Annotated in this window: 24 protein-coding genes; 12 read left to right on the forward strand and 12 right to left on the reverse strand. The window is 40.8% G+C overall.

Annotated elements, in window-relative coordinates; translation table 11 throughout:
- Nucleotides 1–221 precede the first annotated feature (221 nt).
- Nucleotides 222–1,310 (forward strand): septum site-determining protein MinC, encoded by a 1,089-nt coding sequence (minC, locus tag NPUN_RS18430; protein ID WP_012410008.1) that lies wholly within the window; start codon nt 222–224, stop codon nt 1,308–1,310.
- A 72-nt stretch (nt 1,311–1,382) separates the two neighbouring features.
- Here the strand turns inward: minC and NPUN_RS42025 are convergent, their stop codons facing one another.
- A complete protein-coding gene (locus NPUN_RS42025; protein ID WP_167315648.1) occupies nt 1,383–1,535 on the reverse strand; it encodes a hypothetical protein in 153 nt (50 codons plus the stop codon).
- A 60-nt stretch (nt 1,536–1,595) separates the two neighbouring features.
- On the opposite strand from NPUN_RS42025, the gene minD reads away from it, so the two are divergent.
- Both minD and minE read left to right on the forward strand, forming a co-directional pair.
- The gene (gene minD / locus NPUN_RS18435; RefSeq protein WP_012410009.1) at nt 1,596–2,402 is read left to right on the forward strand and encodes a septum site-determining protein MinD; all 807 of its coding nucleotides are present in this window, start codon (nt 1,596–1,598) and stop codon (nt 2,400–2,402) included.
- Nucleotides 2,403–2,438: 36 nt separating this feature from the next.
- The gene (gene minE, locus NPUN_RS18440) at nt 2,439–2,729 is read left to right on the forward strand and encodes a cell division topological specificity factor MinE (RefSeq protein ID WP_012410010.1); all 291 of its coding nucleotides are present in this window, start codon (nt 2,439–2,441) and stop codon (nt 2,727–2,729) included.
- 215 nt (nt 2,730–2,944) lie between these two features.
- On the opposite strand, the gene NPUN_RS18445 is transcribed toward minE, so the two are convergent.
- A complete protein-coding gene (locus tag NPUN_RS18445) occupies nt 2,945–4,267 on the reverse strand; it encodes a hypothetical protein (protein WP_012410011.1) in 1,323 nt (440 codons plus the stop codon).
- Between the two features lie 864 nt (nt 4,268–5,131).
- Between NPUN_RS18445 and fmt the strand changes: the two genes are divergently transcribed.
- Nucleotides 5,132–6,163, forward strand: coding sequence for a methionyl-tRNA formyltransferase (gene fmt, locus NPUN_RS18450; RefSeq protein WP_012410012.1), 1,032 nt, complete (start codon nt 5,132–5,134; stop codon nt 6,161–6,163).
- A gap of 83 nt (nt 6,164–6,246) precedes the next feature.
- Here fmt and NPUN_RS18455 read toward each other — a convergent pair whose 3' ends face one another.
- A complete protein-coding gene (locus tag NPUN_RS18455; protein WP_012410013.1) occupies nt 6,247–6,600 on the reverse strand; it encodes a DUF6464 family protein in 354 nt (117 codons plus the stop codon).
- Nucleotides 6,601–6,707: 107 nt separating this feature from the next.
- Complete coding sequence (locus NPUN_RS18460) at nt 6,708–8,219, reverse strand: hydroxysqualene dehydroxylase (RefSeq protein ID WP_012410014.1); 1,512 nt, start codon at nt 8,217–8,219, stop codon at nt 6,708–6,710.
- Between the two features lie 181 nt (nt 8,220–8,400).
- Between NPUN_RS18460 and NPUN_RS18465 the strand changes: the two genes are divergently transcribed.
- Entirely contained in the window at nt 8,401–9,303 is a 903-nt protein-coding gene (locus NPUN_RS18465) for a class I SAM-dependent methyltransferase (RefSeq protein ID WP_012410015.1), read from the forward strand.
- 142 nt (nt 9,304–9,445) lie between these two features.
- On the opposite strand, the gene NPUN_RS18470 is transcribed toward NPUN_RS18465, so the two are convergent.
- A complete protein-coding gene (locus NPUN_RS18470; RefSeq protein WP_012410016.1) occupies nt 9,446–10,213 on the reverse strand; it encodes a GNAT family N-acetyltransferase in 768 nt (255 codons plus the stop codon).
- Nucleotides 10,214–10,766: 553 nt separating this feature from the next.
- Between NPUN_RS18470 and modB the strand changes: the two genes are divergently transcribed.
- Nucleotides 10,767–12,602: a molybdate ABC transporter permease subunit gene (gene modB, locus NPUN_RS18475; protein WP_012410017.1), complete on the forward strand. Its 1,836-nt coding sequence runs from the start codon at nt 10,767–10,769 to the stop codon at nt 12,600–12,602.
- A gap of 121 nt (nt 12,603–12,723) precedes the next feature.
- Here the strand turns inward: modB and NPUN_RS18480 are convergent, their stop codons facing one another.
- Entirely contained in the window at nt 12,724–13,095 is a 372-nt protein-coding gene (locus tag NPUN_RS18480; protein ID WP_041566276.1) for a four-helix bundle copper-binding protein, read from the reverse strand.
- A gap of 539 nt (nt 13,096–13,634) precedes the next feature.
- On the reverse strand, nt 13,635–14,699 hold the full coding sequence (locus NPUN_RS18485) for a YheT family hydrolase (protein ID WP_012410019.1): 1,065 nt from the start codon (nt 14,697–14,699) through the stop codon (nt 13,635–13,637).
- 156 nt (nt 14,700–14,855) lie between these two features.
- On the opposite strand from NPUN_RS18485, the gene NPUN_RS18490 reads away from it, so the two are divergent.
- Nucleotides 14,856–15,599, forward strand: coding sequence for a response regulator transcription factor (locus tag NPUN_RS18490; protein WP_012410020.1), 744 nt, complete (start codon nt 14,856–14,858; stop codon nt 15,597–15,599).
- A gap of 129 nt (nt 15,600–15,728) precedes the next feature.
- On the opposite strand, the gene NPUN_RS18495 is transcribed toward NPUN_RS18490, so the two are convergent.
- The 3 genes from NPUN_RS18495 to NPUN_RS18505 all read right to left on the reverse strand — a co-directional run bounded on the left by NPUN_RS18495 (nt 15,729) and on the right by NPUN_RS18505 (nt 18,357).
- The gene (locus NPUN_RS18495) at nt 15,729–15,929 is read right to left on the reverse strand and encodes a hypothetical protein (RefSeq protein WP_012410021.1); all 201 of its coding nucleotides are present in this window, start codon (nt 15,927–15,929) and stop codon (nt 15,729–15,731) included.
- 54 nt (nt 15,930–15,983) lie between these two features.
- Nucleotides 15,984–17,483 (reverse strand): cryptochrome/photolyase family protein, encoded by a 1,500-nt coding sequence (locus NPUN_RS18500; RefSeq protein WP_041565504.1) that lies wholly within the window; start codon nt 17,481–17,483, stop codon nt 15,984–15,986.
- Between the two features lie 82 nt (nt 17,484–17,565).
- Complete coding sequence (locus tag NPUN_RS18505; protein WP_012410023.1) at nt 17,566–18,357, reverse strand: SAM hydrolase/SAM-dependent halogenase family protein; 792 nt, start codon at nt 18,355–18,357, stop codon at nt 17,566–17,568.
- A 274-nt stretch (nt 18,358–18,631) separates the two neighbouring features.
- On the opposite strand from NPUN_RS18505, the gene NPUN_RS18510 reads away from it, so the two are divergent.
- From NPUN_RS18510 to NPUN_RS18520, 3 genes are all read left to right on the forward strand, one after another.
- Nucleotides 18,632–19,537: a hypothetical protein gene (locus NPUN_RS18510; protein ID WP_041565505.1), complete on the forward strand. Its 906-nt coding sequence runs from the start codon at nt 18,632–18,634 to the stop codon at nt 19,535–19,537.
- Nucleotides 19,538–19,551: 14 nt separating this feature from the next.
- Nucleotides 19,552–21,474 carry an Hsp70 family protein gene (locus tag NPUN_RS18515; protein WP_012410025.1) on the forward strand — a complete coding sequence of 641 codons (1,923 nt, stop codon included), beginning with the start codon at nt 19,552–19,554 and terminating at the stop codon, nt 21,472–21,474.
- A gap of 393 nt (nt 21,475–21,867) precedes the next feature.
- Nucleotides 21,868–22,692: a M90 family metallopeptidase gene (locus NPUN_RS18520; protein ID WP_012410026.1), complete on the forward strand. Its 825-nt coding sequence runs from the start codon at nt 21,868–21,870 to the stop codon at nt 22,690–22,692.
- A gap of 186 nt (nt 22,693–22,878) precedes the next feature.
- Here NPUN_RS18520 and NPUN_RS18525 read toward each other — a convergent pair whose 3' ends face one another.
- The gene (locus tag NPUN_RS18525) at nt 22,879–23,349 is read right to left on the reverse strand and encodes an EVE domain-containing protein (RefSeq protein ID WP_012410027.1); all 471 of its coding nucleotides are present in this window, start codon (nt 23,347–23,349) and stop codon (nt 22,879–22,881) included.
- A 104-nt stretch (nt 23,350–23,453) separates the two neighbouring features.
- Nucleotides 23,454–24,122, reverse strand: a complete 669-nt coding sequence (locus tag NPUN_RS18530) for a class I SAM-dependent methyltransferase (RefSeq protein ID WP_012410028.1) — start codon at nt 24,120–24,122, stop codon at nt 23,454–23,456.
- A 136-nt stretch (nt 24,123–24,258) separates the two neighbouring features.
- On the opposite strand from NPUN_RS18530, the gene NPUN_RS18535 reads away from it, so the two are divergent.
- Together NPUN_RS18535 and NPUN_RS18540 are read left to right on the forward strand one after the other, a co-directional pair.
- Nucleotides 24,259–25,917 carry an ArnT family glycosyltransferase gene (locus tag NPUN_RS18535; protein WP_012410029.1) on the forward strand — a complete coding sequence of 553 codons (1,659 nt, stop codon included), beginning with the start codon at nt 24,259–24,261 and terminating at the stop codon, nt 25,915–25,917.
- Between the two features lie 81 nt (nt 25,918–25,998).
- Nucleotides 25,999–26,466, forward strand: a complete 468-nt coding sequence (locus NPUN_RS18540) for a MarR family winged helix-turn-helix transcriptional regulator (protein ID WP_012410030.1) — start codon at nt 25,999–26,001, stop codon at nt 26,464–26,466.
- The last annotated feature ends 105 nt before the right edge of the window (nt 26,467–26,571 follow it).

The following is a 26,571-nucleotide window of genomic DNA, read 5'->3' on the forward strand; positions in this document are numbered from 1 at the left end:
ATAATTTTTTACGTAGATGCGGATTGGCTACTCTAAAAGTTCTCTAAAGGAGTACCCACAGGGTATCGCAAGGAACGCAAAGTGAAGATACAAGTAATCTTATGGCGGAAAGGGAGTAATCTATGCTCCGCACTTTCTGGTCTGATCGTGTTGTTAGATTTTCCAACTGATCTAATATTGGTAATGATTCGGAGTGTCCCTTGTCTTTTGGCTAGTACTGCATGACTTCTGATTCTGCAATTCCCAATCTAAAGTCAAATTCTGCACTTCCTAATGCAGAATCAAACTCTATCCTTTCGGAGGTAGAGGTAAATCCTACTGTTTCTGATGTAGAGTCAGATCCTATCCCCCCTGATGCGGAGTTAAGATCCGTCCTCCTTTATTTAAAATCAAATACTATCGTTGGGGATGTAGAGTCTAATGCTGCTAACCCAGACTTAGAGTCTAATCCTGTTAACTCAGATTTAGAGCCAAATCCTGCTAACCCAGATGTAGAGTCTAATACTGATGTCGCATCAGATTTTATCTTGACTGATTCAAATCCAAATGAGTCAGCAATATCAGGGTATCGCGTAAATGATAATACTCAAGTCCAGTTAAGAAGTAAGGAGGGACGACTGTTATTAATTTTGCCCCCGGAATCTCAAGTATCTGCCTCAGAACTCAGTTGGTCTGATATTTGGCAACAAATCAGGCAACGTTTGAATGCAGGCGATCGCTTCCGAATAGCAAATACACCCGTACATTTAATGGCACAAGACCGCCTAGTAGATGCCAGGCAACTCCAAGAACTCGCCGAGGCTTTAAGTGAAGTCCAACTGCGGCTAATATCTGTCTCAACGAGTCGTCGGCAAACTGCGATCGCAGCCGTAACATCTGGGTATTCTGTAGAACAATTGCAGCTTGTAACTTCCCTGAATACAGGGTCAGAAGCTACAGCTACACCCCAGGCAGATGCCCTCTATCTAGAAACAACAGTCCGCTCTGGAGTAGAAATTCGTCATCCTGGTACAGTAATTATCTTGGGAGATGTAAACCCAGGTGGTATTGTAATTGCAGATGGAGATATTATCATCTGGGGTCGTTTACGTGGAATTGCTCATGCTGGGGCCGGAGGCAATCGTGAGTGTCTGATAATGGCTTTGCAAATGGAACCTACCCAATTGCGGATCGCAGATGCTGTAGCTAGGGCACCAGAAAAATTACCGACGCAATTTTCTCCAGAAGTGGCACATATTATGCCCCAAGGGATTCGCATCGCTAGGGCTAGTGATTTTTCTAGAAACCAATTTACTAAGAGCAATCAGTAGCCCTGAATATTTACTTAAAAAATGAAGAATATGAAGGATGAAATATAGCGGTTTTTATGTAGATGGAATACACTACTTTAATCCCTTTCCCCTAGCAAAGTGGATTTCATTCCACCGAGCGTAGATGCGGAGAGGCTTGTCGCCAGACACCGCAATAAAAAAATATTTATCCTCGCCCGAATCAGGGAGACCAGATATTTCTTCATACTTGATACGATACTTCATACTTTATACTTCAATTTACGGTTTTATATTTCCTGAACCCTCATTGACCGCATTTCTATCATGACTCGCATTATAGTGATTACCTCCGGTAAAGGAGGAGTGGGTAAAACCACAGTTTCAGCAAATCTGGGCATGGCTTTAGCCAAAATGGGTCGTCAAGTTGCCTTGGTTGATGCGGATTTTGGTCTGAGAAATTTGGATTTGCTGCTAGGGCTGGAGAACCGCATTGTCTATACTGCGGTGGAAGTCTTGGCCAGAGAGTGTCGCTTAGAACAAGCCTTGGTGAAAGATAAACGCCAACCCAATCTTGTACTCCTACCGGCAGCCCAAAATCGTTCCAAAGATGCAGTCACACCGGAACAGATGAAGTTACTGGTCAATGCTCTAGCGCAAAAGTATCAGTACGTGATCATTGATAGCCCCGCCGGTATTGAAAATGGGTTTAAAAATGCGATCGGCCCGGCCAAAGAAGCACTAGTTGTCAGCACGCCAGAAATTTCCTCAGTTCGTGATGCCGACCGGGTAGTGGGGTTACTTGAAGCACAAGGTATCAAGCGTGTTCATTTAATAATTAACCGCATCAGACCCGCAATGGTGCAGGCAAATGATATGATGTCAGTGCAAGATGTTCAGGAACTTCTCGCCATTCCCCTGATCGGGGTAATCCCTGACGACGAGCGTGTTATTGTATCTACCAATCGCGGCGAACCCTTAGTGTTAGCGGAAAATCCTTCTTTAGCCGCCACAGCCTTTGAGAACATTGCTCGTAGATTAGAAGGAGAAAGTGTCGAATTTCTGGAGATCGACTCATCCCAAGACAGCATCTTCGCCCGTCTACGAAGGTTGTTGTGGACAAAGATTGTTTAACTTACTTTTCTAGTCTCCGCGCCAGACCTATTCGTAATGATTGAACTTCTAGAAAAACTTTTTTCTCGCGGCCCTGATAGCAGTCGAACTCAAGTTAAACGTCGCCTGCAATTGGTGATTGCTCACGATCGCGCTGATTTAGATCCTCAAACGTTGGAAAAAATGCGGAAAGAAATCCTAGATGTAGTCTGTCGCTATGTCGAAATTGAGACAGAGGGCTTGGAGTTCTCCTTAGAAAGCAACCAACGAACCACAGCTTTAATTGCTAATTTGCCCATCCGTAGGGTGAAAGGGGCTATACCTGAATGGGAAAGGGGTGATAAATAAGTCTTTATAGTTTTAGTCTTAAGTATTTTTATTGCAATTGTAACGAGTTGTCCCAAGTTTTGGATTAAATAAACTCCTATATTGACACCCACCCAAACGTGTCAATATAGGAGTTTTGAGTATAGAAAGTACTCATTAAAATGAGAATCGGGATATAAAAAAATCTCCCGTTGTCGTCACTGCTGACAACGGGAGTAGATAAATTATTCTATAAATTATCGGTAAGCAACTTGTGGCCCTGCCCAAATCTCTGTAACTTTTTTGCCAAAAGTAATCGGCTGATCTTCGTCTGTTGTGGGTACAGTCTTGCCATCATTAGCAACTTGCATTAGCGGCCAGTTTTCATCACCCAATTCACCTGCACGGAATAGTACATGATCTGGTTGCTTTTTACTCCAACCTAACAAGACGGCAATTTTCTCATGCTCATCTTGCTCATTAGCAGGAGCAACTATATTAGCGTGATTTTTTTGCCGATCCCAAATCACTGCACTATCAGTAGAATCGCCTGTGTTAAATATCCCTTCAAACTTGCGTGCTAAAAAGCGATCGCCTTTTTCCGACCAGCTAACCGGAACTAATACCCCAATTTGACCGTTCGGATTAGCCTCTTCTGACGAAGAACCCTTTAGAGCTTTTACTTTTAATAAAGGATCGCTAACTGGAGTAGTTGAAGCCATTACCCACAACTTCTTCGTGTGCATATCTTGGACAAACAGAACGCTAGTAACACGGCTGTTGTACATTTCGGGTTTTACTTCTAGTTGCACGCGACTATAAACAGCATATTTACCATCTGGAGAAACCACGGGTACGCTACGGTAGTGACGAACTCCAGAACCACCGTTAGAACCAATTGCTTCTTGAGTCGCTGTAATCCATTTCCAAGGAATAGGATGAGGACTACCTATGGGATCTATTTGTTCTGCTTGGGACTCATCACGTGGTTCAGAAACAGGTATTTCTGTTGCTGTAGTTGGTTGTGACTCTCTAAGAGTTGGCGCTACTTGAGTTGCTGTCAATGATTTAGTAAAAGACTTTTCTCTAGAGAGAGATTTTTCTTGTCCTTTCAAAGACTTGATATTAGCAGCTTTGAGCTTTTGTACTAGATTAAGCTGACTAACAGGAACATCTGTTAATGGTGCAAGTTCAACTGCTGCCAAAGTATCAGGAACAGTTAAATCGTTGTTTAACCCATAACTATCTGCTTGAGCAAAAGACTCAATTTTATCTGCTGGTAATACTTGCGGTTCCTGGACAGCAGGACTTTGTGTGGGTACAGAGTCAAATTTTTCTGTTAAAGAGTCGATTTGATCTGTTTTCGATATTTCAGCTATCTCAGGTTCCCCAACTACAGCTATTTCCTTTGATACAGAGTCAGAATCTCCAACCTTCGAAGTTAGTTTAGCTACTTCGGATTTTACAGGGAACGAGTGAGCCGATGCCCCTAGCAAGGGTGCGATCAGTATCACAACGACAACGTAATTGAGAAATGGTTGCGCGCGGAACCATCCTGACAGCAAAAGGGGTTTAAGCATTTGTAGACTCTCTAGAGGGGTGGTTGCTATGTGAGAAGCAATACCTATGCAGCAATGGGGCAGGCAGTAATTATATGTATAACAAGAAACTAAAAACTTTGACGAGATATTTCCTTCAAAGTTCGCTGAGTCTTATAAAAATTAAGTATCATTGTCTACACCTTTTATTACTCAGGTACTGAATATTTTTTTGCAAAAGTATGCGAGTATAGTAAACACGCTGAGAACTCAGTAATTACTACACGATATATAATCCTGCTGTTGATATCCCCGACAATACCAAAAACAGATATTAGTCAAGGGATATTCAAGTTATATTTGAGGCGATAACGCTGGCAACAAAAAATGAGATAACTTAAATTATTGGGGATCGTACTAGTTGTAGCTAGTACACAATCAACAAGTCAGGTTACACACTAAATATAACAGCGCAAACCCTCACAATGGTATACGTGAGGTGTTACGTGAAAAGCTGGGGAATGCAGACGCATAATAAATCATACTCAGAAAATACTGCTGTCAGCAACCCAAATTTATAAATTGCAATCTCAACTACAAAATAGCTAGAAGACGCAATAGTTTTTTACAAACCCAACTGCATTTAATGCCAATTTGGGGTAAACCTTCGGGAACACAACAAAACTAACTTGGTAGATGCTCTAGCGGCTCGTGACGAGACACCACTAAACGAAGAGGGTTTACTAAAGGCAGATGCAGCTTATATTAGCTGTTACACTTGTCAAGTTAACTATGTAAGTTAATCAAACAGCCTTTTCGTTTCACTCAATACAAAAATATTGTACCACCAAACAGCCAAGATTATTTACCATTAACTAATGACTAACGATTAACAAGTAATTATTAATGAAAATTGTATTTTTTGGTACACCACAGTTTGCTGTACCCACGTTGGAAAAGTTATTGAATCATTCAAAATTTGATGTGTTGGCAGTTGTCACTCAACCAGATAAACGCCGGGAGCGTGGAAATAAACTTACTCCTTCACCAGTAAAAGCGATCGCTACTGCCCACAACTTAGCAGTATGGCAACCCGAACGGGTAAAAAAGGACACTGAGATTTTAACCAAACTCAAAGAATTAAACGCAGATGTGTTTGTTGTTGTCGCTTATGGACAGATTTTATCGTCAAAAATATTAAAGATGCCCAAGTTGGGCTGTATTAATGTGCATGGCTCGATTTTACCTAAATATCGTGGTGCAGCGCCGATTCAGTGGTGTTTGTATAACGGTGAGAAGGAAACGGGGATCACAACCATGTTAATGGATGTGGGGATGGATACCGGGCCAATGCTAGAAATAGCCACTACACCCATCGGATTACTGGATAATACTCAAGATTTAGCTGAAAGACTAGCTGCGATCGGTGGGGATTTATTGGTGGAAACTTTGTTGAAGTTGGAACGCCAGGAAATTCAACCAATACCCCAAGATAATTTATCAGCTACTTATGCACCTCTAATTCAAAAAGAAAATTATGGTTTGGATTGGTCAAAAAGCGCGATGCAATTACACAATCAAATTAGAGGCTTTTACCCTAACTGTACCGCTACCTTTCGTAACAATTTGTTGAAAATCATCGCTTCGGTTCCCCTTGCTTCTGTAGGTGATGTCTGGCGACAAGCCGCTCCGCGTCTAGGCAATTTTCCACCAGAATTACAAGAATTAATTGATAAATTGCCTGATTTGTCAAATGTATCAAACAAACCAGGAGTTGTAGTAAACATTACCAAAGGCATTGGAGCGATCGTCCAAACTGGGGAAGGTTTGTTGCTGTTGCGAGAGGTTCAGCTAGCTGGGAAACGTCCCCAGTCGGGATGGGATTTTGTGAATGGTACCCGCTTAACTGTGGGAGAAGTTTTTGGTGCGGGTAGTTGACCGGGATGGAGGAGATAAAAGAGATTATGGAGAATAACTTTTAGCTCCTAACTCCTGTACAGATGCGATTAATCGCGTCTCTCCTAAGACTTTTCATAAAAACGGCAAGATTCGCAAGGGCCATCTGGGTTGACTGCACAGCGAATGAGTTCTGAATGAGCATTGTAAGAGCAGGTGGCATCGCCAACTACCCAGCGTCCACCTACCAAACTTTTTTCAGATGGCCGTTTAGCCGACTGCACATAAATAGCAATATTATGTAAACGGTAGCGCCCAGCTTTGAGTTGGTATTTATGGCGGCGTTCTAAAACCGCATAAGTTTTACCTTCAAAATCGAGATAATTTCCGGGTTGGGGTGTCCAATCAAGTTGCACTTTACCGAGTGACTCACGCGGATGCGTCAGAATCACCTCGGTTTGTAAAGAGTCTGGCTCCATAAGCTTATGTGATTTGATTTACATTAGAAGGATGGTATAGCAATAGCTTTCTTTAGCTTACCGAATTTAGATTACAATTAATGATTAGCTCTTCACGTACCTACGGATTACGGCAACCAAAAGTCAGGTAGGATAGATTTGCCCAAGTCACGTAGAGTTTGGTTGAGCGATCGCGCCACTTGGATATGTGCTTCATCCTCTTCTACAGGTAAAATCTCGGCTGGCTGACCTTCTCCTAAATAAGACACGACCAAATTCGCCGCCTCCAAACCAGTAACATAAGCCTTTTCCTGTGACCAGGAACCATGACGGTTCACAACCCAATCCCCACTCATAAACACATTTTCAAAACTTGTCTTCGCGGGCAACATATAACGATAGCTACCAGGTGCAAAGTGAGTCACCGCCTGAGATAGCCGAATTACACTGCTATCAACGATCTTTGCCTCCCCAAAGGCAGGTACACAAGTTGCTAAATAACTCTGAACTATTGCTAAAATCTCTTCATCACTCAAACTGAGAAACTGATTCGCGTGATAAAAATCAGCTTCAATCACCGTTCCTGGCTCATCCCGATACTCGTCATGTAAGGCATTCAAATCAAAAAACGTCCAACCTGTACTTGCGTCGAATCCAAAGCAGGCATTAGAGGGACGTGGAATATCAATTTTGCGGTCAAACCATAGCCGCGTTGCTAAAACATCAATCCCTCCTAAATTGCTCAAATTACGGAATTCTTCATGACTTTGTAAACTAGGGCTATTTGAGACAATTTTCTTCATCCCCGTTATGCCAACTGCAAAAATCACGGCATCTGCATCAAAAATTTCATCACCGCAAACCACACCTTTGGCGCGATGATTGCTATCAACAATTAAGTCTGTAACTCGGCGCTTGGGTAGCACTCGCGCACCAGCTTTTTCAATCTGTTCCACCCAAGGACGAAATATCTTTTCTCCAACAGTTCCCCGACACCAAACTACATCAAAATCAGGTTGATGAGCCAGAATAAAAAAGTAAAGCATCCCTAAAGTTGCTGCGGCCGAACATTGTTCACCAGGGGCAAACAAGCCCACTAATAACATTGGTTCAAAAGCCTCGCGGTAAAGCCGTGCAGAAACATTAAAGTTTTTGAACAATTCCCTAGCAGTTACAAAGTCATAACGCCGCCAAGCATCATCAGAATTATCAAAATCAACAACAGCATACAGTAAAGGCAGGGCGCTCAGACGGTCAATTAGTGGCAATCGTTTAAACTGAGTATATAGAAAAGTTCCTAGTGGGGATGGGAGTCGCGGTAAGTCTTGAAAAATCGGTGATTCAACTTCCAAGCCTGCTGGCGAATATTGCGAAGAACGAGTCCAAGTAGTAAAAGGATTAATTTCTAATTGATTAATTAAGGAAAAAATATTTTTGTAAGGATACCAAAAGCCATGAATGCCAGCTTCAACAGATTTTCCGGCGGCTGTTTGCCAACCTGCCACCAATCCACCTGGATAGGGGCCTGCTTCTAGAAGGGTCACATCATAGCCTTGTTTTGCCAAATGGTAGGTTGCTCCTAAACCAGCCCAACCAGCGCCTACAACTACCACCCGTTTTTGTTGCGATCCTTCTACCATACCAGCCTCCGATTGTTGCTGTCCATCAACTAATGTATACGAACTTGTGTTCCGATCGGATGACAGGTTGTTACTATAAGGCTTTTCTTTGGGATGCAGTTCAGTAAAAATGCCTTGCGGTTAATGCTGAGTTAAGAGTATAACAGAAAACAGACTTGACTATTCATGAGGAATAATCCTAATGACTCAATTAGCAAATACAAAATTCAGTTTAAATGACTTTGAATTACGAGATGGTATTTATTTTCCTAGTGACTATGAACAATTGAATAATACTCAACATAAAAAAACATGGGATGCAATTGGTAAAACATATTATGGTTCCCAAAAAATTGAAAAACTTGCAGATACGTCTCCCATCAAACAAGATTACACTTTACTAACTGGTACACCTGGAGGTACTTGGAACAAATTTCCATTGAATAAATCTGTTGGCTCTATTCTAGAGATTGGTTCTGGTTATGGTCGCGCACCTTTGCATCTCTCGAAAGCGAAAAATCTGAGATGTGAAAAATATTATGGAATTGATATTTCTGAACCTTTGTTGCGGCGGTTAATTAAGGTTAAACAAGAATATAATTTTTTCCCAGAAGCTGAATTTAACTTGATTTGCACTTCTGCTGAAATATTGCCTTTAGAAGATAATTCTATAGATTTGGTAATTTCTAACTGTGTCTTTATGCACATCCCAGATGCACAATTAAGAAGTTTATTGGCTGATATATCTCGTGTGTTAAAGCCTGGTGGTATTTTTGTTTTTAATCATTCCTTCCATAACAAGTCTTGTCCTTCTCATATTATCCATAATTTTGTGAGAAAGCTGAACCCATTTGTGAGAAATCCAGTTTATCTCAAGCAATATTCATCTGCTGAAATTAATGAGATGTTAGCGAGTGCTGGCATCCAAACGAAGTGTCCACAATACATTGTGGAACCAACAGAAGAGTATGCAATTTTGCCGGAAACCATTAAAGGGATTCCGGTACCTTTTGCTAAAGCTATCAACAGAAGTCTCAAGCCATCAGATGCTCTAAAAGAAACTTTGGCTTATGGTTTTAGTGCCTACAGTAGTCAACTGGACTAATTAAGAGACTCTCTAATTGTCACAATTAACTGAATACAAATAATCTCCAAAAGCACAACAATGTTGTGCTTTTGTTTTTACAAGAAATGCTCATAAACTTTTATTTTTTGTTTTGAGTCCGAGCATTTTAGCAGACGAATTTTTACTGGTATCTAGGAACATCTGTACTTTTAAATATGGTTAGAAAAGTAATACACTTAAATTGACCAATAGATGGAAGGCTACATATTTTTGCTCCACAAGCAAAATATGCTTGTAAAATATGCGGAATTTCAACATTATTATATGATCTAGGACATTGTTGAGGTAATTCTATAATAAATTCTGAGTTTGGATAAACCAAAATATTTGGATGCATCAAGTTATTTTGCTGAAAATAATTATAAGCACAACGAGCTTGTAGAGGACTTTGTGTTTTAAATGTTACACGTCCCAAAAAATATTGGTTTCCACTCCAGACAAGATAATTCGCTAGACCCTTCCAGAGTAATAAAAGTGCCTGAATATTACGGTATTCTTTTGCTATACATGCACGCCCAAGTTCTACAGTTTCCTGAAGTATAGAATCAGGAATGTCATTAATATTAAAATATTTAGCAGCACTAAATCCCAAAGCTTGAGAAGCCATTGTATAAGATTGCATTCGGTAATTCCCAACTATTTTACCAGTTGGCTTAAAGATGAGTATCAAATGATGACAAACCGTATCGAATTCATCTTGATCTATCTGGGTAAAGTTAGAATCAGAATATTTCAAGCCTAGTTCGATATTAAAAATTTCAAAGCGCAACCGAAAAACAGATTCTAATTCTTCTTTAGTAGACGCAAGCCGGAGAATATACTTTTCGGTTTCAATTACTGGGAAATATTTGAGGAGACAGTCAGATATTAGTGGATATTTAGTGTTCATTCTAGAGTTATTTGTTAATAAATAATCATTGTATACTCACAATTTTTATTGCTTATTTAGCATTACATGACGATACATTTTTAATTGAGTTAATAAAAATATTTTATATATAAATTTTTTTAAAGAAGTAAAAAAGAACAATATTTTTAAGACATAATTACAGGATTTTTGTCTTTAAAAAGACTAGTAATTACTATTTAACAAGATTAAATAGTAATTACTAGATAATCCATAAAGATAATATGAAGTTTTATTTGATGTGAATCAGCTATTTATTTTTGATATGCATTAATCGAGTTTAAGGATAAGCCTAATCGAGCGGGGGAAGAGTGAAAACTTACAACTGAGAGGTTGACACTCTCCATGATGATGTTTTGATAAGTACAACTTCTACCCCGACACTTCATACTCGACCGAACGAGAATCTTGTTTAAAGTTTGGATAGTTTTTGGGATTTTCTTGATTGTGATGTTGTTTACCAACTTTTTCCAACATATTGAAGCTAAAGTTGGTAAATTATGGATTAGTTGAGCTAGTTCTTCCCCAGACAACTATGCAATTGGATTTATCGCCTCTTTGGATATCACTCAAAACTTCATTACTTGCTACATTTATCACCTTCTTCTTGGGTATCGCTGCTGCCTACTGGATGCTAGGATATCGTGGCAAAGGTAAATCGTTGATTGAGGGTATCTTTATTGCGCCCCTGATTTTACCGCCTACAGTTGTTGGTTTCTTGCTGCTGCTATTGTTTGGCAAAAATGGCCCTGTAGGGAAACTCATGCAGCCTTTTGACTTCACCATCGTCTTTACTTGGTATGGGGCTGCGATCGCAGCCACAGTAGTTTCTTTCCCTTTAATGTATAAAACTGCACTAGGAGCCTTTGAACAAATAGATGGCAACTTGCTGCGAGTAGCTAGAACCCTTGGTGCAACCGAAACTACAATCTTTTGGCGCATCAGTTTACCCCTAGCGCTACCCGGCATTGTCGCTGCCACCATGCTCGCTTTTGCCCGTGCTTTGGGAGAATTCGGCGCAACCTTAATGCTCGCTGGTAATATTCCCGGACAAACGCAAACAATCCCAATGGCAATTTATTTTGCTGTGGAAGCGGGAGCAATGAACGAGGCGTGGTTTTGGGCGATCGCAATTATGGTGATTTCTCTATCTGGAATAATTGGGGTTAACTTCTGGCAAGAATTGAGGGAAAAGAAGAGGGGAGCAGGGAGCAGGCTTGCCGTGAGCGTAGCCGAACGGGAGCAGGGAGCAGGGGAGGCAGGGGGAGAAAATCTTTATACTCCGCACTCTAGATTTGAATTTGGTGGATTGTTTGTCAACATTGAAAAAATCCTGACTAGCTTTGATTTAAAAGTTGCTTTTACTTCTGATGAGCAACCTTTGGGATTATTAGGGAGTTCTGGAGCAGGTAAGAGCATGATTTTGCGCTGCCTTGCGGGGATAGAAACACCCTCTAGTGGACGCATAGTTTTAAATGACAGAGTACTGTTTGACTCAGAACAAGGAATTAATCTACCCAGCCGCGATCGCCGTATTGGTTTTTTAGTGCAGAATTATGCTCTGTTTCCCCATTTGAGTGTGGCGCAAAATATTGCTTTCGGCTTGCCCAAAAAACTATCGGCTGGAAGTATTAGGGTACAGGTAGAGGAGCAACTAATAGCAATGCAGTTGCAGGGATTAGGCGATCGCTATCCACACCAACTTTCTGGAGGTCAACAACAACGGGTAGCCTTGGCAAGAGCATTGGCAAGTCAACCGGAAGCATTGCTTTTAGATGAGCCGTTCTCGGCACTTGACACCCATTTACGTAGTCAATTAGAGCAGCAAATGACAGAAACTCTTGCTGACTACCAAGGCGTGACTCTATTTGTCACCCATAATATGGAAGAAGCTTATCGAATTTGTCCGAATCTATTAGTATTGGAGCATGGTAGAGCCGTTCATCATGGCAGCAAATACGATATTTTCCAGCATCCTGCTACCGTTAGTGTCGCTCAACTTACTGGATGTAAAAACTTCTCCCGTGCTGTTCTCCAGTCATCACAAAAGGTAGAAGCGATTGATTGGGGTTGTACTCTTCAAGTCATTGAACCAGTCATGAGTGAATTATCCCACATCGGTATTCGTGCCCATCAGTTCATTTTTACCAACGACTCATCACAGGAAAATACCTTTCCCTGCTGGATAGTACGAACAAGTGAAACGCCCCACCGAATGACATTATTTCTTAAACTACATTCTGCTGGTAAGAATTCTCAAGATTACCATTTGCAAGCTGAAGTCTTCAAAGAAAAATGGGTGACTATGAAAGATCAACCTTTTCCTTGGTATGTGCGTTTAGATCCTCTGCGCTTGATTTTGATGGAGTGAACGCAGAAATATACGGGACATGGCAAATTATTCAAAATCATCTTACTTCAAGCGCCCAGACCCCAAAGAGTCTGAGCGCTTGAATATTAGGTTGCAGAGAGACTTCTGCTAGTTAGGAGAATTAAGCAGGCATCATCTGCATACTTCTGCAAGACTCTGCACACTTACGGCAAGCAGCAGCACATTCCATCATTTTCATGTCATCGCTCATCATCTCACACGCCATTGCAGTGCGATCGCACATTTCAGCACAGAGCATACAAGTGCGTTCCATGAACTCAGAACCACTCATCATCATATTCATGCACATCATGCACATTTCAGAGCAATCGCGCATCATGCTCATCATGCTCATCATGTCCTTGTTCATCTGCATACCACCTTTGGCCATGCAGTAAGTCATGGTTTCCATGCACATTTTATGACAGTCCATACAAACTTCCATACAAGCTTGCATTTCGGCAGTCATGGTTTCATTCATCATCATCATCATCATAGGAAGTACCTCTTGATTTTTTGATGCATAAAGAGTTGTCCTTGTAAGGACTACTCACAACATTAATCCTATCCTTTGAAAGAGTCAATGGGAGTTTTTTGTCCAGAATTTATAAGCCTACTATCCCGATATAATTACCGGAAATTTGGGCAAATCCTACAGAAGTTTGGTGCTATTTTTTTGGTTATTCTTACATATTAAGGTTTAGAAACTCTCATTGTGGAGTGGGGTTTATTGAGCAAGTCAACTTTTATATCAGCAAGCAAAAGTTAGAGCTATAATCTAGATTGGAACTAATGTCATGATTTCTTGACAAGTGCTTTTTTAGAAACATTTATTAATTTATATTAAGCCAGTATTTATTAGCTCTAATGAATATTTTTTGTATTTTCATCGACTTCATTTCAATAAAAAAATCTTAGTATTAAGTAAGCCAGTCTAATAAAATCAAAATGTGTGAAGAAAGGTAAAGAAAGCTAAAACTCTTCTTCCCTTGCCCTGTCTTATCCCACTGGTAGTTATTTACGCCAACCTACTTATTCTTTCCGCTGTTGCTCCAACCACTGTAAAATCCGATTCCATGCCCACCAAGGATCGGAGTCTTGTACTTGACGCTGGCAGTCTTTGCTGCTCAAATAGCCAACATGACCACCGTACTGAGTGAGTAATAAATCTATTGCGGAATTGCGATCGCAAGCTTCCTTTAATTCCGGTATGATGGCTGGGTCAAAAAGTGGGTCATCAGCAGCATATAAAATCAAAGTCGGTTTTGAGATTTGCGGCAATATTTGTAAAGCACTACTAGCTTGGTAATATGCTTCTACAGAAGAAAAACCTAATCGGTTAATTACCAGTTCGTTATCAAAACCCCAAATACTATTCGCCCGTTCAATCGATGCTGGGTCAATGCTTCCAGGATGAGCATCATGAATTCGCCATGCTAGTTTTTTTAAATTCTGGGCAATCCCTGCTTCCAAATATCGACCAAAGGGTTTTGTAACTAGATAAGATAGCGATCGCTCCGAATCCAAACTCGGACAAATCACCATACCACCGCCAATATCGCTGTCTTCTAGTCCTAAATCTTCATACTCCCTAATTACCTCACCAGCCACCTTCACTGCCCATAGTGCCAATTGCCCTCCCAAAGAAAACCCTGTAAACCAAAATTTCTCAGGACATCCCATTGCCTTAGCTGCGGCGGCGATGCGAACAAAATCTTCCCCCTCATACAAACCATCAGAGGTGAGAGTTGGCGACAATTCGGCAGTTTTCCCGTGGGCCCGCCAATCAAACAACACTACAGCGTATCCTTGAGCGTAGGCTTTACGCCCTAGCACCCTCAAAAACCATTCTGTTTTTAACTCTCCGGTAATGCCGTAAGTGCCAATAATAGTGCTATGGGCATTTTCCGGGATGGCAACCAAGCCAAAAATTGGCACACCTTGGCCACCAACAAAGATTTTCTCGTGATAAGACGGTTCTGGGTCTTTAGTAGTATTTTGCCAGTGACGTTTTCCCCACAAAGCAGTGTATACAGTCATCATCACACCGTTTTGTAAAAACCAAGACGGATTGTAGGGGGGAGTATAACACATCATAGACTATAAGATTTCATGTAATTGAGTCTTGATTTCACAGTCATTTAATCTTAATATTTATGTAAGATTTAAAAACTTTTTTAGAATCGTTTCAAAAATCTTTGTATCTATCAAAGGTTGTTAATTATCCTTAATAAGTAGTAATAATTTTTAAGAATGCCGAGGATTCTTGTCATAGACGATGACCCAGCGATTTCAGAACTAGTTGCCGTCAACTTGGAAATGGCTGGCTACGATGTTAGTCAAGCTGAAGACGGCATCAAAGGTCAAGCGCTGGCTCTCCAGCTTCAACCAGACTTGATCATGCTCGATTTAATGTTGCCCAGAGTAGATGGGTTTACAGTTTGCCAACGTCTGCGCCGCGACGATCGCACCTCTGAGATTCCCGTGTTAATGTTGACGGCTTTGAGCCAAACTCAGGACAAGGTGGAAGGCTTCAATGCTGGCGCAGATGACTACCTCACCAAGCCTTTTGAAGTTGAAGAACTGCTGGCGCGGGTGCGGGCACTTTTGCGACGTACTGACCGCATTCCCCAAGCCGCAAAGCATAGTGAGATTCTGAACTATGGATCATTAACCCTTGTTCCCGAAAGATTTGAGGCAATATGGTTCAATGACACGGTGAAATTGACTCATTTGGAATTTGAGCTACTTCACTGCTTACTACAACGCCACGGTCAAACAGTTTCTCCTAGCGAAATCCTCAGAGAAGTTTGGGGCTATGATCCCGATGATGACATAGAAACGATTCGAGTCCATATTCGCCACTTGAGAACCAAGCTAGAACCAGATCCCCGCCACCCCCGCTATATCAAGACAGTGTATGGTGCTGGATACTGTCTTGAGTTACCCGGTATCCCTCCATCAATTGAAGGGGCTTCAGTAACAGTCGTTGAATGAAATCACGCTAAATTCTCTTAACTAAGCCATCACTTAAGCAAGAACTCTCAGCAACTCTTATTCCTTACCGCTTAGTTAAGGTTATTGGTGGGATTTCCTGGTGTGTAGAGATGTTGCAATACAACGTCTCTACAAGGGATACTGCCTAATTTCAGTTGGCGGACGTTTAATTTCTCCCTCGCAGTAACCCAGTTCGTACATACTAGCAGCTTGAGAATCTTGTTCTGGTGGCACTTTGGCTTTTCCAGCCCAGACATCAGATTTTCCTAAGTTAAACCAATCTTCATTAGTCATCTCTGAACCGAATGTGTTCTCCGTTGTTTTTGTCATTTTAGGCATCCTCCTGTACTGGTAAATGACTGGCTTTGAACACCTTGCGATACACTACGACTGAACGTGCCAATCTTGGGCTTGTTGACGGATAGACTGTAATTCTTCAGGAGACATTTTATCCAAATTTTTTAAAATAAAACTCATCCTTCCTTGAGATTCTAGTTGTTGGCGATGTCTGTCAAGAAAATCCCAATAGAAGAAGTTGAACGGACAAGCATTTTCACCAACACGCTCCTTATGGTTATAAACACAACTTTTGCAATAGTCACTCATTTTATTTATATAGTTAGCAGAAGCAGCATAGGGTTTAGATGCCAACACACCTCCATCAGCAAATAAACCCATACCAATGACATTTGTCTGCATTACCCAGTCATAAGCATCAATAAATACTGCGTGGAACCAGTTTTCTACAGATTGTGGTGAAAGTCCGGCAATCAAAGCAAAATTACTCAACACCATTAGCCGTTGAATATGATGAGCGTAGCCAGTGCGTTCCACTTGCGTAAGAATCTGATGTAGACAATTCATTTCAGTTCTACCTGTCCAGAAAAAATCGGGTAGTGGTTGCGTGTGATTAAACCAATTTTTATTTGAGTAATCTGCATCTACATAGTGATAGATGCCGTGCATATATTCTCGCCAACCCAACACCTGACGAATGAAACCTTCCACACTATTTAAAGGCAATTGCTGTTGAAAGTATGCTTGTTGTACGGCTTGAATTACCTCCATTGGTTGGAGTAATCCAATATTCAAATAAGGAGAAAGTAGCGCGTGCCACATTGTTTCTTCTCCCGTTACCATTGCATCTTGGTAGGGGCCAAAATGCGGTAGACGATTTTGAATAAACCAGTCTAATACTTGAAGTGCTTGTTGACGATTTATCCCCCAGCGAAAAGGTTTTATTTCTCCATAAGTTGGGCAAGTGAGAGAATTAACTTGAGCAATCACATCAAGAGTAATTTCATCTGATTCAAACCATTGTGTAGGTGGTGTATTTAATTTACCTTTGGGTGGTTGACGATTTTCTTTATCTAAATTCCACTTTCCGCCGACTGGTTTATCCTTCTCCATTAAAATTTGGAACCGTCGCCTTCCTTCCCGATAAAAGTCTTCCATTAATAGGCGCTTACGACCTGATGCCCAATTATTGAATTCTTCTGTACTCCACAAAAAATGATTGTTAGGAATCAAAGTGATTGTGCAAAGAAGTTCTAAACTTTGAATTATTTGGGTGAACGGTAGATCATTCGGTGTCATCACCCGCAACTGAGTAATTTGATTTTCCTTAATCCATTCTTGGAGTGGTGTTTCAAAATCTTCAGCTATTTTGTATGTTACTGAATATTTTAGTTGTCGCAACTCTTGGGCAAAATGCCTCATTGCCGACCAAAGTAAGACTAGCTTTTGCCGATGGTAAGGTCTGACTTGAACATGACGCAGTGACTCGATCAAAATTACAGGTACGTTTTCCTGATGCAAACAACTTTGTAAAGCTGCTTGTTTTACCCAAAGTTGGTCGCCTAATACCCATACTCCAATTGTCATTGTTAGTACCACTAATACCCATACCTACAGATAAACATAGATAGTGCTTATCTGTAGGGTGTGGTGGAGGAGTAGATTTAATTTAGGCAATTCGAGTTACTTGCTGATTCACACGGGGACGGCCAAAACGCTCCCAAGCACTCCCTCCTCGCAGAAACAATTCTAAAAAGCGCAATGGTTCCCCAGAATCGCCTGTTGGCCAACCGGAACTACCTGGAGCAAAGGCTAAAGTTCCTTCAGATACCTTGAAGCTGCCATCAGAATATACTGCATCACTAACCACATCTCCAATCCGAATCACAATCTTGCTTTGAGGCTCCAAGTTAAGTGTATGGGCCCCAATAGTTGTTTTGATGTTGCCATAGCCATCAATCCAGGCAATTCGATCTGGTGGAACATCGGGGATTTGCTCACTCTTAAGACTATCTCCCAGAAGGCTAAAATCTTCATTCATAATGGCCGCCGCTGCTGGAGGAAAGACATCCCGTGAGCGAAACTGCGAACCACCACGAGAAACGTTCACTACTCGCAACTCTTTTGTATAGTCTTTGATAAAGGAGAGGGTGTAGCCCGCATTTACACCTACTACTTTTACACCATTAGATAAAAGGGCATAAGTTAAACCTTCACCTTCATTGTCTCGACGGGCTTCAGGATCATCCTGACGAGGGGCACAGTTGTGATAAATTAGGCGATCGCTAGGGCCAGGGTTGAGTCCTAGTTGGGCAATCCAGAATCCCGTTGCTAAGGTACTGAATGCTGGAACCGAAAGCAAATGAATTTGGGCATGGGGAAAAGCCATCAGCAGACGTTGTGTGACTTCTGTAAATGCCGGATCTCCTGTACCGTAGTCTGCAATGACACAAATAAACATTCTGCTCCTCCTTCCTTAGCAAGTAATTTGCAATCAATGGTTAGGCAATAGGTGGTTTTAAACGCCCCACAGGCCCTGCCTCATCAGTAGTTTAGGTGCGATCTCAACTATATACAAGATTTCTACATAACATTGAGCGTAATTTTCCACTAACAAAATGCTGGAATCACCAACCTAGATTAATTACATCAGTCATCATGTGATTACAGGTTGAAATAAGCAGTTGTCTGTTCATTTCACTCCTATTAATAACGTTAAAGTCTTAGTCAACGCAATGAAAACAATCACCTCACTTTTTAGCGAAGAACGCAACCAACTCCAGACAGATATTGATAACACAACCAACATCGAGGAGATAGTTAAGTTGGTTCAGAATCGACTTGATAATCTCGAAAGAATTTACATTGAAAAGCTTAATTTAGCTCAAGTTCGTCTAGCTTCATTTTTCCTAGATACCCTGCGGCAGTCCATCGCCACTCTCGCTGCGGCTAACTATTCTCAAATTGCTCCAACAGAACAAAAGCAATTTACTAACCCAAGTACAAACCTTTTTTCCACCAGATTAATCCTGAAACTGCTAAAAGGACTAATTTATATCGGCATCTTAGGTTCGTTATTCTCTTTAACTAAAACTACCCCAGGTGCGTGGATGGCTATCTTACTAACCTCTATACTTCTAGGGGTAGAAGTTGTGCTTCAACTCGACTTAAATAATCAGCGAAATTCTATATCTTCAGAGCTATTGGAATTACCTAAACCTCTGCTCCGGGTTGATAGTAAGGTATTTTTAGATCATCTTGGTGATGCTCTCAACACTATCGACCTAGCAGTAGCTAGAGTAGAAGAATGGAATAAACATGAAGGCGATCTAGCAATAGAAGAACTGCCAGAGTTATTAAATTTTCTGCAAAGGCTAATGGGCGCATCTAAACTTGATAAACCCCAAATGGCTTATGAACTTGCAAAACTTCTGCCACAGATTTTAATGTCTCAGGGAATTAACACTCAAATTTACCGACCAAATGACCCTCACAGCGATCGCAATTATTTTGACTTTGAGCCAAGTATCGACCCTGATACCAAAGATCACGTAACTCTAACTCCGGCTTTGTTGAAAGGCGATCGCTTGATTCGGCGCGGTAGAGTAATTGAGCCAGCATATTCCGCTTCTAGAGAATAATAGACAATAAGGGTATGGAAATTTTAGAAACAATCGGTTTTGATTTGGGGCACGGTGAAACGGCTGTAGCTAAAGCGATCGTGGAAAGCATCGACCCCCCCCAGATGTTGGAGATTAACAACAAGAAGAACCAAATTACAGCCCTTGGTTGGCATCCTAAACTCGGTTATCTAGTCGGCGAACAAGCATTAATTCAAGCTGGCGTTACCCAACTGACAATTTCATTCAAGCAAAAACCCAACAACGATCCCAAATATCGGGAAACAATTAGCACTTTTGTAGCAACCTACTACCGCCTTTTGAAAGAAAGTAAACAACTGGAAGGTGGGGAAAGTAGCTATTTTTACATTGGTTGCCCTTCAGGATGGTCAGTTAGCGATCGCACCGAATACCAAAAGCTACTTCAAGAAGCTGGCATTCCCCAACTAAATGTTGTACCCGAATCGCGGGCTGCTTTCATGCAAGCCAAGGAAGCCGGGAAACTGGAGTATGACAAACTTGTTGCATCGGTGCTAATTGTCGATATTGGTTCTTCAACCACAGATTTTACTCTGGTTAAGAGCTTAGAAGAGATCCCCATAGATTTCGGGAGTAATACTTTAGGTGCATCTCTAATTGACAAAGCTATTTTTGCCCGGACTCTTGCCAACCACGAGCAAAAAGCATTACTCGAAAAAGTATTTCAGGAATATCCCCATCACCAAGCTCGTTGTGAACTTGCTTGCCGTAAAGCTAAAGAAGATTACTTTTCTAATGAACAGCTATACAGCGATCCTGAATCCTTTGCGCGTGGCTTCGAGTCGATTAACGAACAGATTTATTTTATTCCTCAAGTCAATAAATTGCTGATGGAGGAAATTTTAAACCAGCCCTTACCAGAACTGGGACATCATAGTTGGGTGCGATCGTTTACCGACTCTTTAACCGAGGCAAAAGAAAAGCTAGAAAAACTTGGAATCGTGCCGAAACTTCTGCTGATGACTGGCGGTGCATCTCGCATGAAGTTTACGCACTTGCTTTGCCAGGAAATGTTTCCCGAACCAGAAACGCTGCTTCGCCCCGATCCAGAACCGGAACGGTGTATCGCACTGGGATTAGCACGAGTAGGACGATGGGATCTGCGTGCTGCTGCTTTTAAGGAAGAAGTCAACAAACTATTTACCTCGAATACGCTTAAAGGTTTGATTGAAAAGCATATCCCGGAGTTAATCGAATCATTAACTAAGCCTTTGACAGATGGCTTGATTGTCAACGCAGTTAAACCAGCTTTAAAAGATTGGCAAAAAAACAAAATACGGACTTTAGCAGATTTGGAAACATCTTTAATTAGTCGGGCAGAACAGTGGCTCAAAAGCGAGATTGCTGTGCAGATAATTAATCATCAATGCGCTTCTTGGTTTAGCAATAAAATCCAACCCGATTTAGCCGCACAAACCGATCCAATCTGTCGAAAGTTTCAGATACCTAGAAGCAGCTTAAGGTTCCAGGATAGTATTGACCCAAATTTTGTTAATCCAGAGTTACGGATTGGAGATGCTATTCTGGCTGAGACAGTGGGCTTTATTGTCAATATAGTAATTGGTGGAGGTACTGTAGCTAGCATCATCACTCTCATACTAACTGGACATTTAACCTGGCCTATTGCATTAGTATACGGGGCTTCGGTGATGGCGGCAGGAATGGAGCTAAATCGCAAGAGTGTTCAAGAAGTAATCAAGACAAATGTGGATGTACCTAGTTGGGTTCGTTCTAGTTTTTTGAGTGATAAAAAAATCGAGGATATGTGTGAGCAAATAAAGCCTGAGTTAGAGAAAGTTCTTCAAGAACAATTGACAGCAGATCGAGAAGCTTTTGATAAACTGATTAGTAAAGTTGAGCAAGGGCTTCAAAAAACCCTTTCCACCAAAGTTCAATCTTGCATAATTCTGATCCAATAACGGTAATATATAGCAGTAAATATAGTTTTTATAAATTGTTATTGCATCGCCTAAGTGTGGCGAGGGTAGAGTCAGAGTTATAAGGCTAACCCTTTTAAAGTGACTGCTAAAATAAGATTGTTTTTCTCAGCGCCCTCTGTGCCTCTGCGGTTTAAAAGTAAATTTATTTAACCGCAGAGGCACAGAGAACACAGAGAGAAGAGGTTAAAGAAGAATTGATAGACTAAAATTCCGCGGCGAATTTGTTGGGTTTCACTTCGTACCACTGCGGAGAAACAAGCTACAGCTCAACTACAATTATCTTTAATTGAACAGGATTATTTTATAACAAAAAAAGAGACTAAATTAGAAACACAAGTCAGTGACTTAAATATATAAATTACTTAAAAGTCAATGATTCAAACAATAATTGCTTTTCTCATAATTGGGCTAATTCTCACAGGGATTTTAATCAATCCCGTTCTAGTAAAAAGGCGAAGAAACCGTCTCAAATACCGTCCTTTTCCTCCACTGTGGAATGCGATTATTGAGAATAATCTTCCTATTTATTTGTATCTCTCTCCCAATGAGATAAGACGGCTTCAGGGACATATTCAAGTATTTTTAGCAGAAAAACAATTTATTGGCTGTAGAGGATTACAGGTGACAGAGGAAATGAAACTGAGCATTGCATCTGTCGCCTGTTTAGTTTTATTAAATGAACGTGGGCAATACTTCCCTAGACTTCGTTCAATTCTGGTGTATCCCAATGCTTATTTTGTTAAAGAAACGACTTCCATTGGAAAATATGTTGTTGAAGAAAGGCGTGTGGCCAGACTAGGAGAATCGTGGACAAATGACCAATTAGTACTGTCTTGGGAACAGGTGAAACACGACATTGATAACTGGAGCGATGGACGTAACGTTGTGCTTCATGAATTTGCCCATCAATTGGATCAAGAAGATGGTAAAGCTGAAGGAGTTCCGATACTGCAAAGCAACTCAGACTATACTATATGGGCGAAGGTGATGACAGAAGAATATCAGCAACTTTGTAATGATGTTCTACAAGGCGCAAAGACGGTAATGCATAGCTATGGCGCAACGAATCCCGCAGAATTTTTCGCCGTAGCGACTGAGACATTCTTTGAAAAACCGCACCAATTGTTGTCTAAGCATCCGGCACTTTATGAGCAACTGCAACGTTACTATCAATTAGACCCTGGGCAATGGGTATAAACTAAATAAATAGGCAAAAATCACATTATGTCCCAATACGCTTGGGTTAAACGCTACTTGTACAAAATTGTGGGTTTTGAGACGCGATAAATCGCCGTCTCTACAAGTGTTTTGGTCTTATCTGAAATGTATTGCATTATGGCCAGTTAATCAACCTTCCTTTAAAAATATTTTACGAATTACGAATTACGAATTATTTAAACTATGACTTTTCATCGCCAGAATCTTCAAAGCCACTGCTTCAGGAACGGGCATAACTGATAATCGATTTCCTTGTCTCACTAACATTAAGTCTTCATCGCTAAACTTTTCTTTGAGTATTGATAGCAAGATTGGGTTTGAAAAAGTCTCAATGAATTCTACCACAACTGTTTGCCACCGAGGGGATTCGGAAGTCGATTTTGGGTCGTAGTATTTACTTTCTGGCTCAAACTGACTTGGGTCAGCAATATCTTTTTTGACCACACGCATTAAACCTGCAATACCAGGAAAATTAGTGTTTGAATGATAGAAAAAAGCTAAGTCTCCTTCCTCCATTTGGCGCAAAAAGTTACGAGCTTGATAGTTGCGAACACCGTCCCAGATAGTCTGGCTTTGCTGTTGAAGGTCAACAATGCTATAGGCTTCTGGCTCTGATTTCATTAGCCAATAATTCATTTATACAGGTTATGAATATACAAATAACAAGGGTTTTTAAGACAAGGGATTTTATCCCTTGTCTGAGATAGTACCTGGATTTACGCCGTTCTGTACCAGTGAATTTAACTACGGTAAGCTAGAACGGCATAAAATGGATCTCCTCCAGCTGCACCCAACCACTGAAATAAATTCGGTAATGTTGACTTATGAGCTATAACTTCTGCGGTTGTAAATCCTGGAACTGAGGCGAAGTAAGCTTTGACTAATTCTACTCGCTGTGGTTCTGAAGCTTCGCGCCAAGCTTGAATTGCTTTTTCAAAAAACATCCGGTTAGAAAAGCTGATAATTGCGACACCACCGGGTTTCAAGATGCGGTAAATTTCGGAAAATATTGCTTCTGGATATTGCACATACTGCACAGATACGCAATTGAGAACAGCATCAAAATCTTCATCTGGTAAAGGTAGCTGCGGATTTTCGTTAAGATTTTGCACAAAATAATGATTTAAGCGGGGATTTCGTGCTAATTCCTCAGCGTTGAGTCCGTGTCCTTCCACATGGTCAAACTGCATCTCTTCTGGTAGATGGGACACCCAACTGCTCATCATATCAAGAATGCGGGTGTCTTGTACTGAGCGTAGCCGAAGTATGGGTTTGAGGCGATCGCGGTATAAATCCGTTAGCTGTTGAATAAATCCTTCATCCACATGGGTGACGAAGCGGGGATAGGCATAGAATAGCTTATCGTCCTTGTCGTCTAATTTCAGGCGTTGATTCGGTCTTAATTGCATAAATCTCTGTTTTGGAGTACTTTTTTCAAAAAATGCGGCAATTTCAGGTATTGTTCAAAAAACACTATGTAACATATTTTAATAACAGCAAGATACATAAACGAGTCTAAATAGCAGCATTAATTTTATCAATTCAATGTTTTATAAATTACATATCTTGCGGCATATTTGGCGACAAACGCGCCTAGTGGGATTATTACCATATTTGAGTTTGTTACTTTGGATACTTCCCTTATTATTATTTACTTCTGGGCACAATAGCCTGATGGCACATGATGAAGCGCTTTACGCTTCACGTGCGCGTCTGATGTTTGATTCTGGTAATTGGATAACTCCTTGGACAACGGCACATCATAAAACCCCTGGCCCTTATTGGTTAATTGCCAGTTTCTACAAGCTGTTTGGTATGAGTGATACTAGTGCGCGTCTTCCTAGTATGATTGCTAGTATTTTTAGCTTATGGCTTGTGTATGAAATCGGCAAAATTATGCTAGGCAAAAAATTAGCTTGGCTTGCTGCTGCAATTTTAAGTGTGGAATTTCTCTGGCTGCAATACTCTCGCTTAAGTACACCTGATATACCGATGGTTCTATTGGTACTTTTAGCTATTTTGTCTTTAATAAAAACAGAATCATATCCTAAATATCGCTATTTTTGGAGTTTTATCGCTGGTTTAAGTTTAGGTTTAGGCTTCTTAGTCAGAAGCTTTATGATTTTTTTGCCAATCATCGCTTTATTCCCTTATTTAATTTGGGAACATCGCCGTCATCATCATCTTACTAACCCATTTTTGTATTTAGGCTTTTTTGTAGGTTTAATCCCTACCTGTCTTTGGCTGTATTTAAGCTGGCTGCACTACGGAAATCAGAGTTTTGAAGAGTTGCTCAAGTTTGTTATGCAGCTAGGTTCTGAAAATAATTATAGAAACGATCGGCTGTTTTATTTATGGAATATTCTTTTAAAAGCGTTTCCTTGGGCTTTTTTCGGAGTTTTAGGTTTATTTTTGACTCTACGTCGTCCTATTCCTCGTTATCAGTTAATATTAGTTGGCTTTCCACTTATCTTATTTTGTGAGCTTAGTCTTTTTAGCACTCGTCTCCCTCATTATAGTCTTTGCCTTTATCCATTTATAGCTTTGTTCGCATCTGTGGGTTTAACCTGGTTAGGTAGTATTTACCAGGCAGGAATTACCCCCCCATTACCTCTTGAAAAAGATAAAATAAATATATTAAGCCTTTTTGCCAAAAACAATCTTCCTCGGAATCTCAGTTATGGCTTTGGTGGGTTAGGTTTTTTACTTGTTATAGCGAGTATTGGCATTTTTAGTTGGGGTAGTTTTGATTTTCGCAAGTATGCAACTATTGGCTTGGCTATGGGCTTGGGTTGGTTAATTTTACCTGTAGTGTGGATTAGTCGTTACCACTTTGGCAAGAAGTTTCTCACAGCGCGTTATTGGATTGCAGGTTGGCTAATTCCCTGTTGGCTAGCTTTGGCGACGATTGGTAGCATCGGTCTGTTAAGTGACTATAACCATGTTTTGAAAACTTTTTTACAACAAAGTGCGATCGCTTCAACTCTCCAATCTCATCCTACCTACTATGTGGAAATAGACCAGAAAACCGAAGTATTATTTGAGTTCTATCTTCCTATTCATGCCCAGCAAGTAGCCTCTATTTCGCAAATACCAGCTTTGAGCTATGCTTGGATCTATAGTGACCAATCCCCTAAATTATCTAGACCTCACCGTATTCTCGGCACTGTCAAAGAGTACCAGTTGATCCAATTTCTTCCCTAAGATAGATGCAAAGCACCTATTGCTAAAAAATGTTGATTTATATACTATAGACAATAGTACGCATACTAAGTATTTTGCTAAATGGTTTCTACATCTAATCATTCCCCAGCTTTAGAGTCGTGGCAGCAAAATCTGGCACCATACAATTTGGGCTACAGAATCAAATTAGTCTCACAATTGCTCAGTCGCAAGTTTACAGATAAGCTAGAACCCTTTGGACTTACACCATTTCACTGGTTGGTGTTGTGCTGTTTGTGGCAAGAAGATGGTTTACCTACTTCTAGTATTGGAGACAAACTCAAACAAGTAGGAGGAACTTTAACAGGCGTACTAGATCGGATGGAAGAACGTGGTTTGGTGCGTCGAGAACGCGACACTCACGATCGCCGCATCTGGCGGATCTGGCTAACGGATGCAGGTAAAGAACTAGAAACTATCTTACCCCCAATCGCCGCCGCAGTCAGGGATGAAGCAATGGACGGTATTTCTTTTGCTGATCGAGAACTATTTTCCCAAATCTTGAATCGGGCGATCGCTAACCTCTCCTAAAGATGATCCCATAATCACCCGACCGGGGGAAGTGTTGTAAAGATTTGTTTTGAGATAATATTACGCATACTAAGGAAATAAGATTTTTTTCAGGAAATACTACGC

The organism is Nostoc punctiforme PCC 73102 (assembly GCF_000020025.1).
Classification (GTDB): domain Bacteria; phylum Cyanobacteriota; class Cyanobacteriia; order Cyanobacteriales; family Nostocaceae; genus Nostoc; species Nostoc punctiforme.

What these genes read in the sequence shown, in the direction of transcription:
- NPUN_RS42025 (WP_167315648.1), bottom strand. Translation starts at nt 1,535, where the DNA reads ATGAAGTATCGTATCAAGTATGAAGAAATATCTGGTCTCCCTGATTCG.
- minC (WP_012410008.1), top strand. Translation starts at nt 222, where the DNA reads ATGACTTCTGATTCTGCAATTCCCAATCTAAAGTCAAATTCTGCACTT.
- modB (WP_012410017.1), top strand. Translation starts at nt 10,767, where the DNA reads ATGCAATTGGATTTATCGCCTCTTTGGATATCACTCAAAACTTCATTA.
- NPUN_RS18460 (WP_012410014.1), bottom strand. Translation starts at nt 8,219, where the DNA reads ATGGTAGAAGGATCGCAACAAAAACGGGTGGTAGTTGTAGGCGCTGGT.
- NPUN_RS18530 (WP_012410028.1), bottom strand. Translation starts at nt 24,122, where the DNA reads ATGCAATTAAGACCGAATCAACGCCTGAAATTAGACGACAAGGACGAT.
- NPUN_RS18525 (WP_012410027.1), bottom strand. Translation starts at nt 23,349, where the DNA reads ATGAATTATTGGCTAATGAAATCAGAGCCAGAAGCCTATAGCATTGTT.
- NPUN_RS18520 (WP_012410026.1), top strand. Translation starts at nt 21,868, where the DNA reads ATGATTCAAACAATAATTGCTTTTCTCATAATTGGGCTAATTCTCACA.
- NPUN_RS18515 (WP_012410025.1), top strand. Translation starts at nt 19,552, where the DNA reads ATGGAAATTTTAGAAACAATCGGTTTTGATTTGGGGCACGGTGAAACG.
- NPUN_RS18510 (WP_041565505.1), top strand. Translation starts at nt 18,632, where the DNA reads ATGAAAACAATCACCTCACTTTTTAGCGAAGAACGCAACCAACTCCAG.
- minD (WP_012410009.1), top strand. Translation starts at nt 1,596, where the DNA reads ATGACTCGCATTATAGTGATTACCTCCGGTAAAGGAGGAGTGGGTAAA.
- NPUN_RS18500 (WP_041565504.1), bottom strand. Translation starts at nt 17,483, where the DNA reads ATGACAATTGGAGTATGGGTATTAGGCGACCAACTTTGGGTAAAACAA.
- NPUN_RS18485 (WP_012410019.1), bottom strand. Translation starts at nt 14,699, where the DNA reads ATGATGTGTTATACTCCCCCCTACAATCCGTCTTGGTTTTTACAAAAC.
- NPUN_RS18490 (WP_012410020.1), top strand. Translation starts at nt 14,856, where the DNA reads ATGCCGAGGATTCTTGTCATAGACGATGACCCAGCGATTTCAGAACTA.
- NPUN_RS18470 (WP_012410016.1), bottom strand. Translation starts at nt 10,213, where the DNA reads ATGAACACTAAATATCCACTAATATCTGACTGTCTCCTCAAATATTTC.
- NPUN_RS18445 (WP_012410011.1), bottom strand. Translation starts at nt 4,267, where the DNA reads ATGCTTAAACCCCTTTTGCTGTCAGGATGGTTCCGCGCGCAACCATTT.
- NPUN_RS18540 (WP_012410030.1), top strand. Translation starts at nt 25,999, where the DNA reads ATGGTTTCTACATCTAATCATTCCCCAGCTTTAGAGTCGTGGCAGCAA.
- NPUN_RS18535 (WP_012410029.1), top strand. Translation starts at nt 24,259, where the DNA reads ATGTTTTATAAATTACATATCTTGCGGCATATTTGGCGACAAACGCGC.
- NPUN_RS18480 (WP_041566276.1), bottom strand. Translation starts at nt 13,095, where the DNA reads ATGATGATGATGATGAATGAAACCATGACTGCCGAAATGCAAGCTTGT.
- NPUN_RS18495 (WP_012410021.1), bottom strand. Translation starts at nt 15,929, where the DNA reads ATGACAAAAACAACGGAGAACACATTCGGTTCAGAGATGACTAATGAA.
- NPUN_RS18455 (WP_012410013.1), bottom strand. Translation starts at nt 6,600, where the DNA reads ATGGAGCCAGACTCTTTACAAACCGAGGTGATTCTGACGCATCCGCGT.
- NPUN_RS18465 (WP_012410015.1), top strand. Translation starts at nt 8,401, where the DNA reads ATGACTCAATTAGCAAATACAAAATTCAGTTTAAATGACTTTGAATTA.
- minE (WP_012410010.1), top strand. Translation starts at nt 2,439, where the DNA reads ATGATTGAACTTCTAGAAAAACTTTTTTCTCGCGGCCCTGATAGCAGT.
- fmt (WP_012410012.1), top strand. Translation starts at nt 5,132, where the DNA reads ATGAAAATTGTATTTTTTGGTACACCACAGTTTGCTGTACCCACGTTG.
- NPUN_RS18505 (WP_012410023.1), bottom strand. Translation starts at nt 18,357, where the DNA reads ATGTTTATTTGTGTCATTGCAGACTACGGTACAGGAGATCCGGCATTT.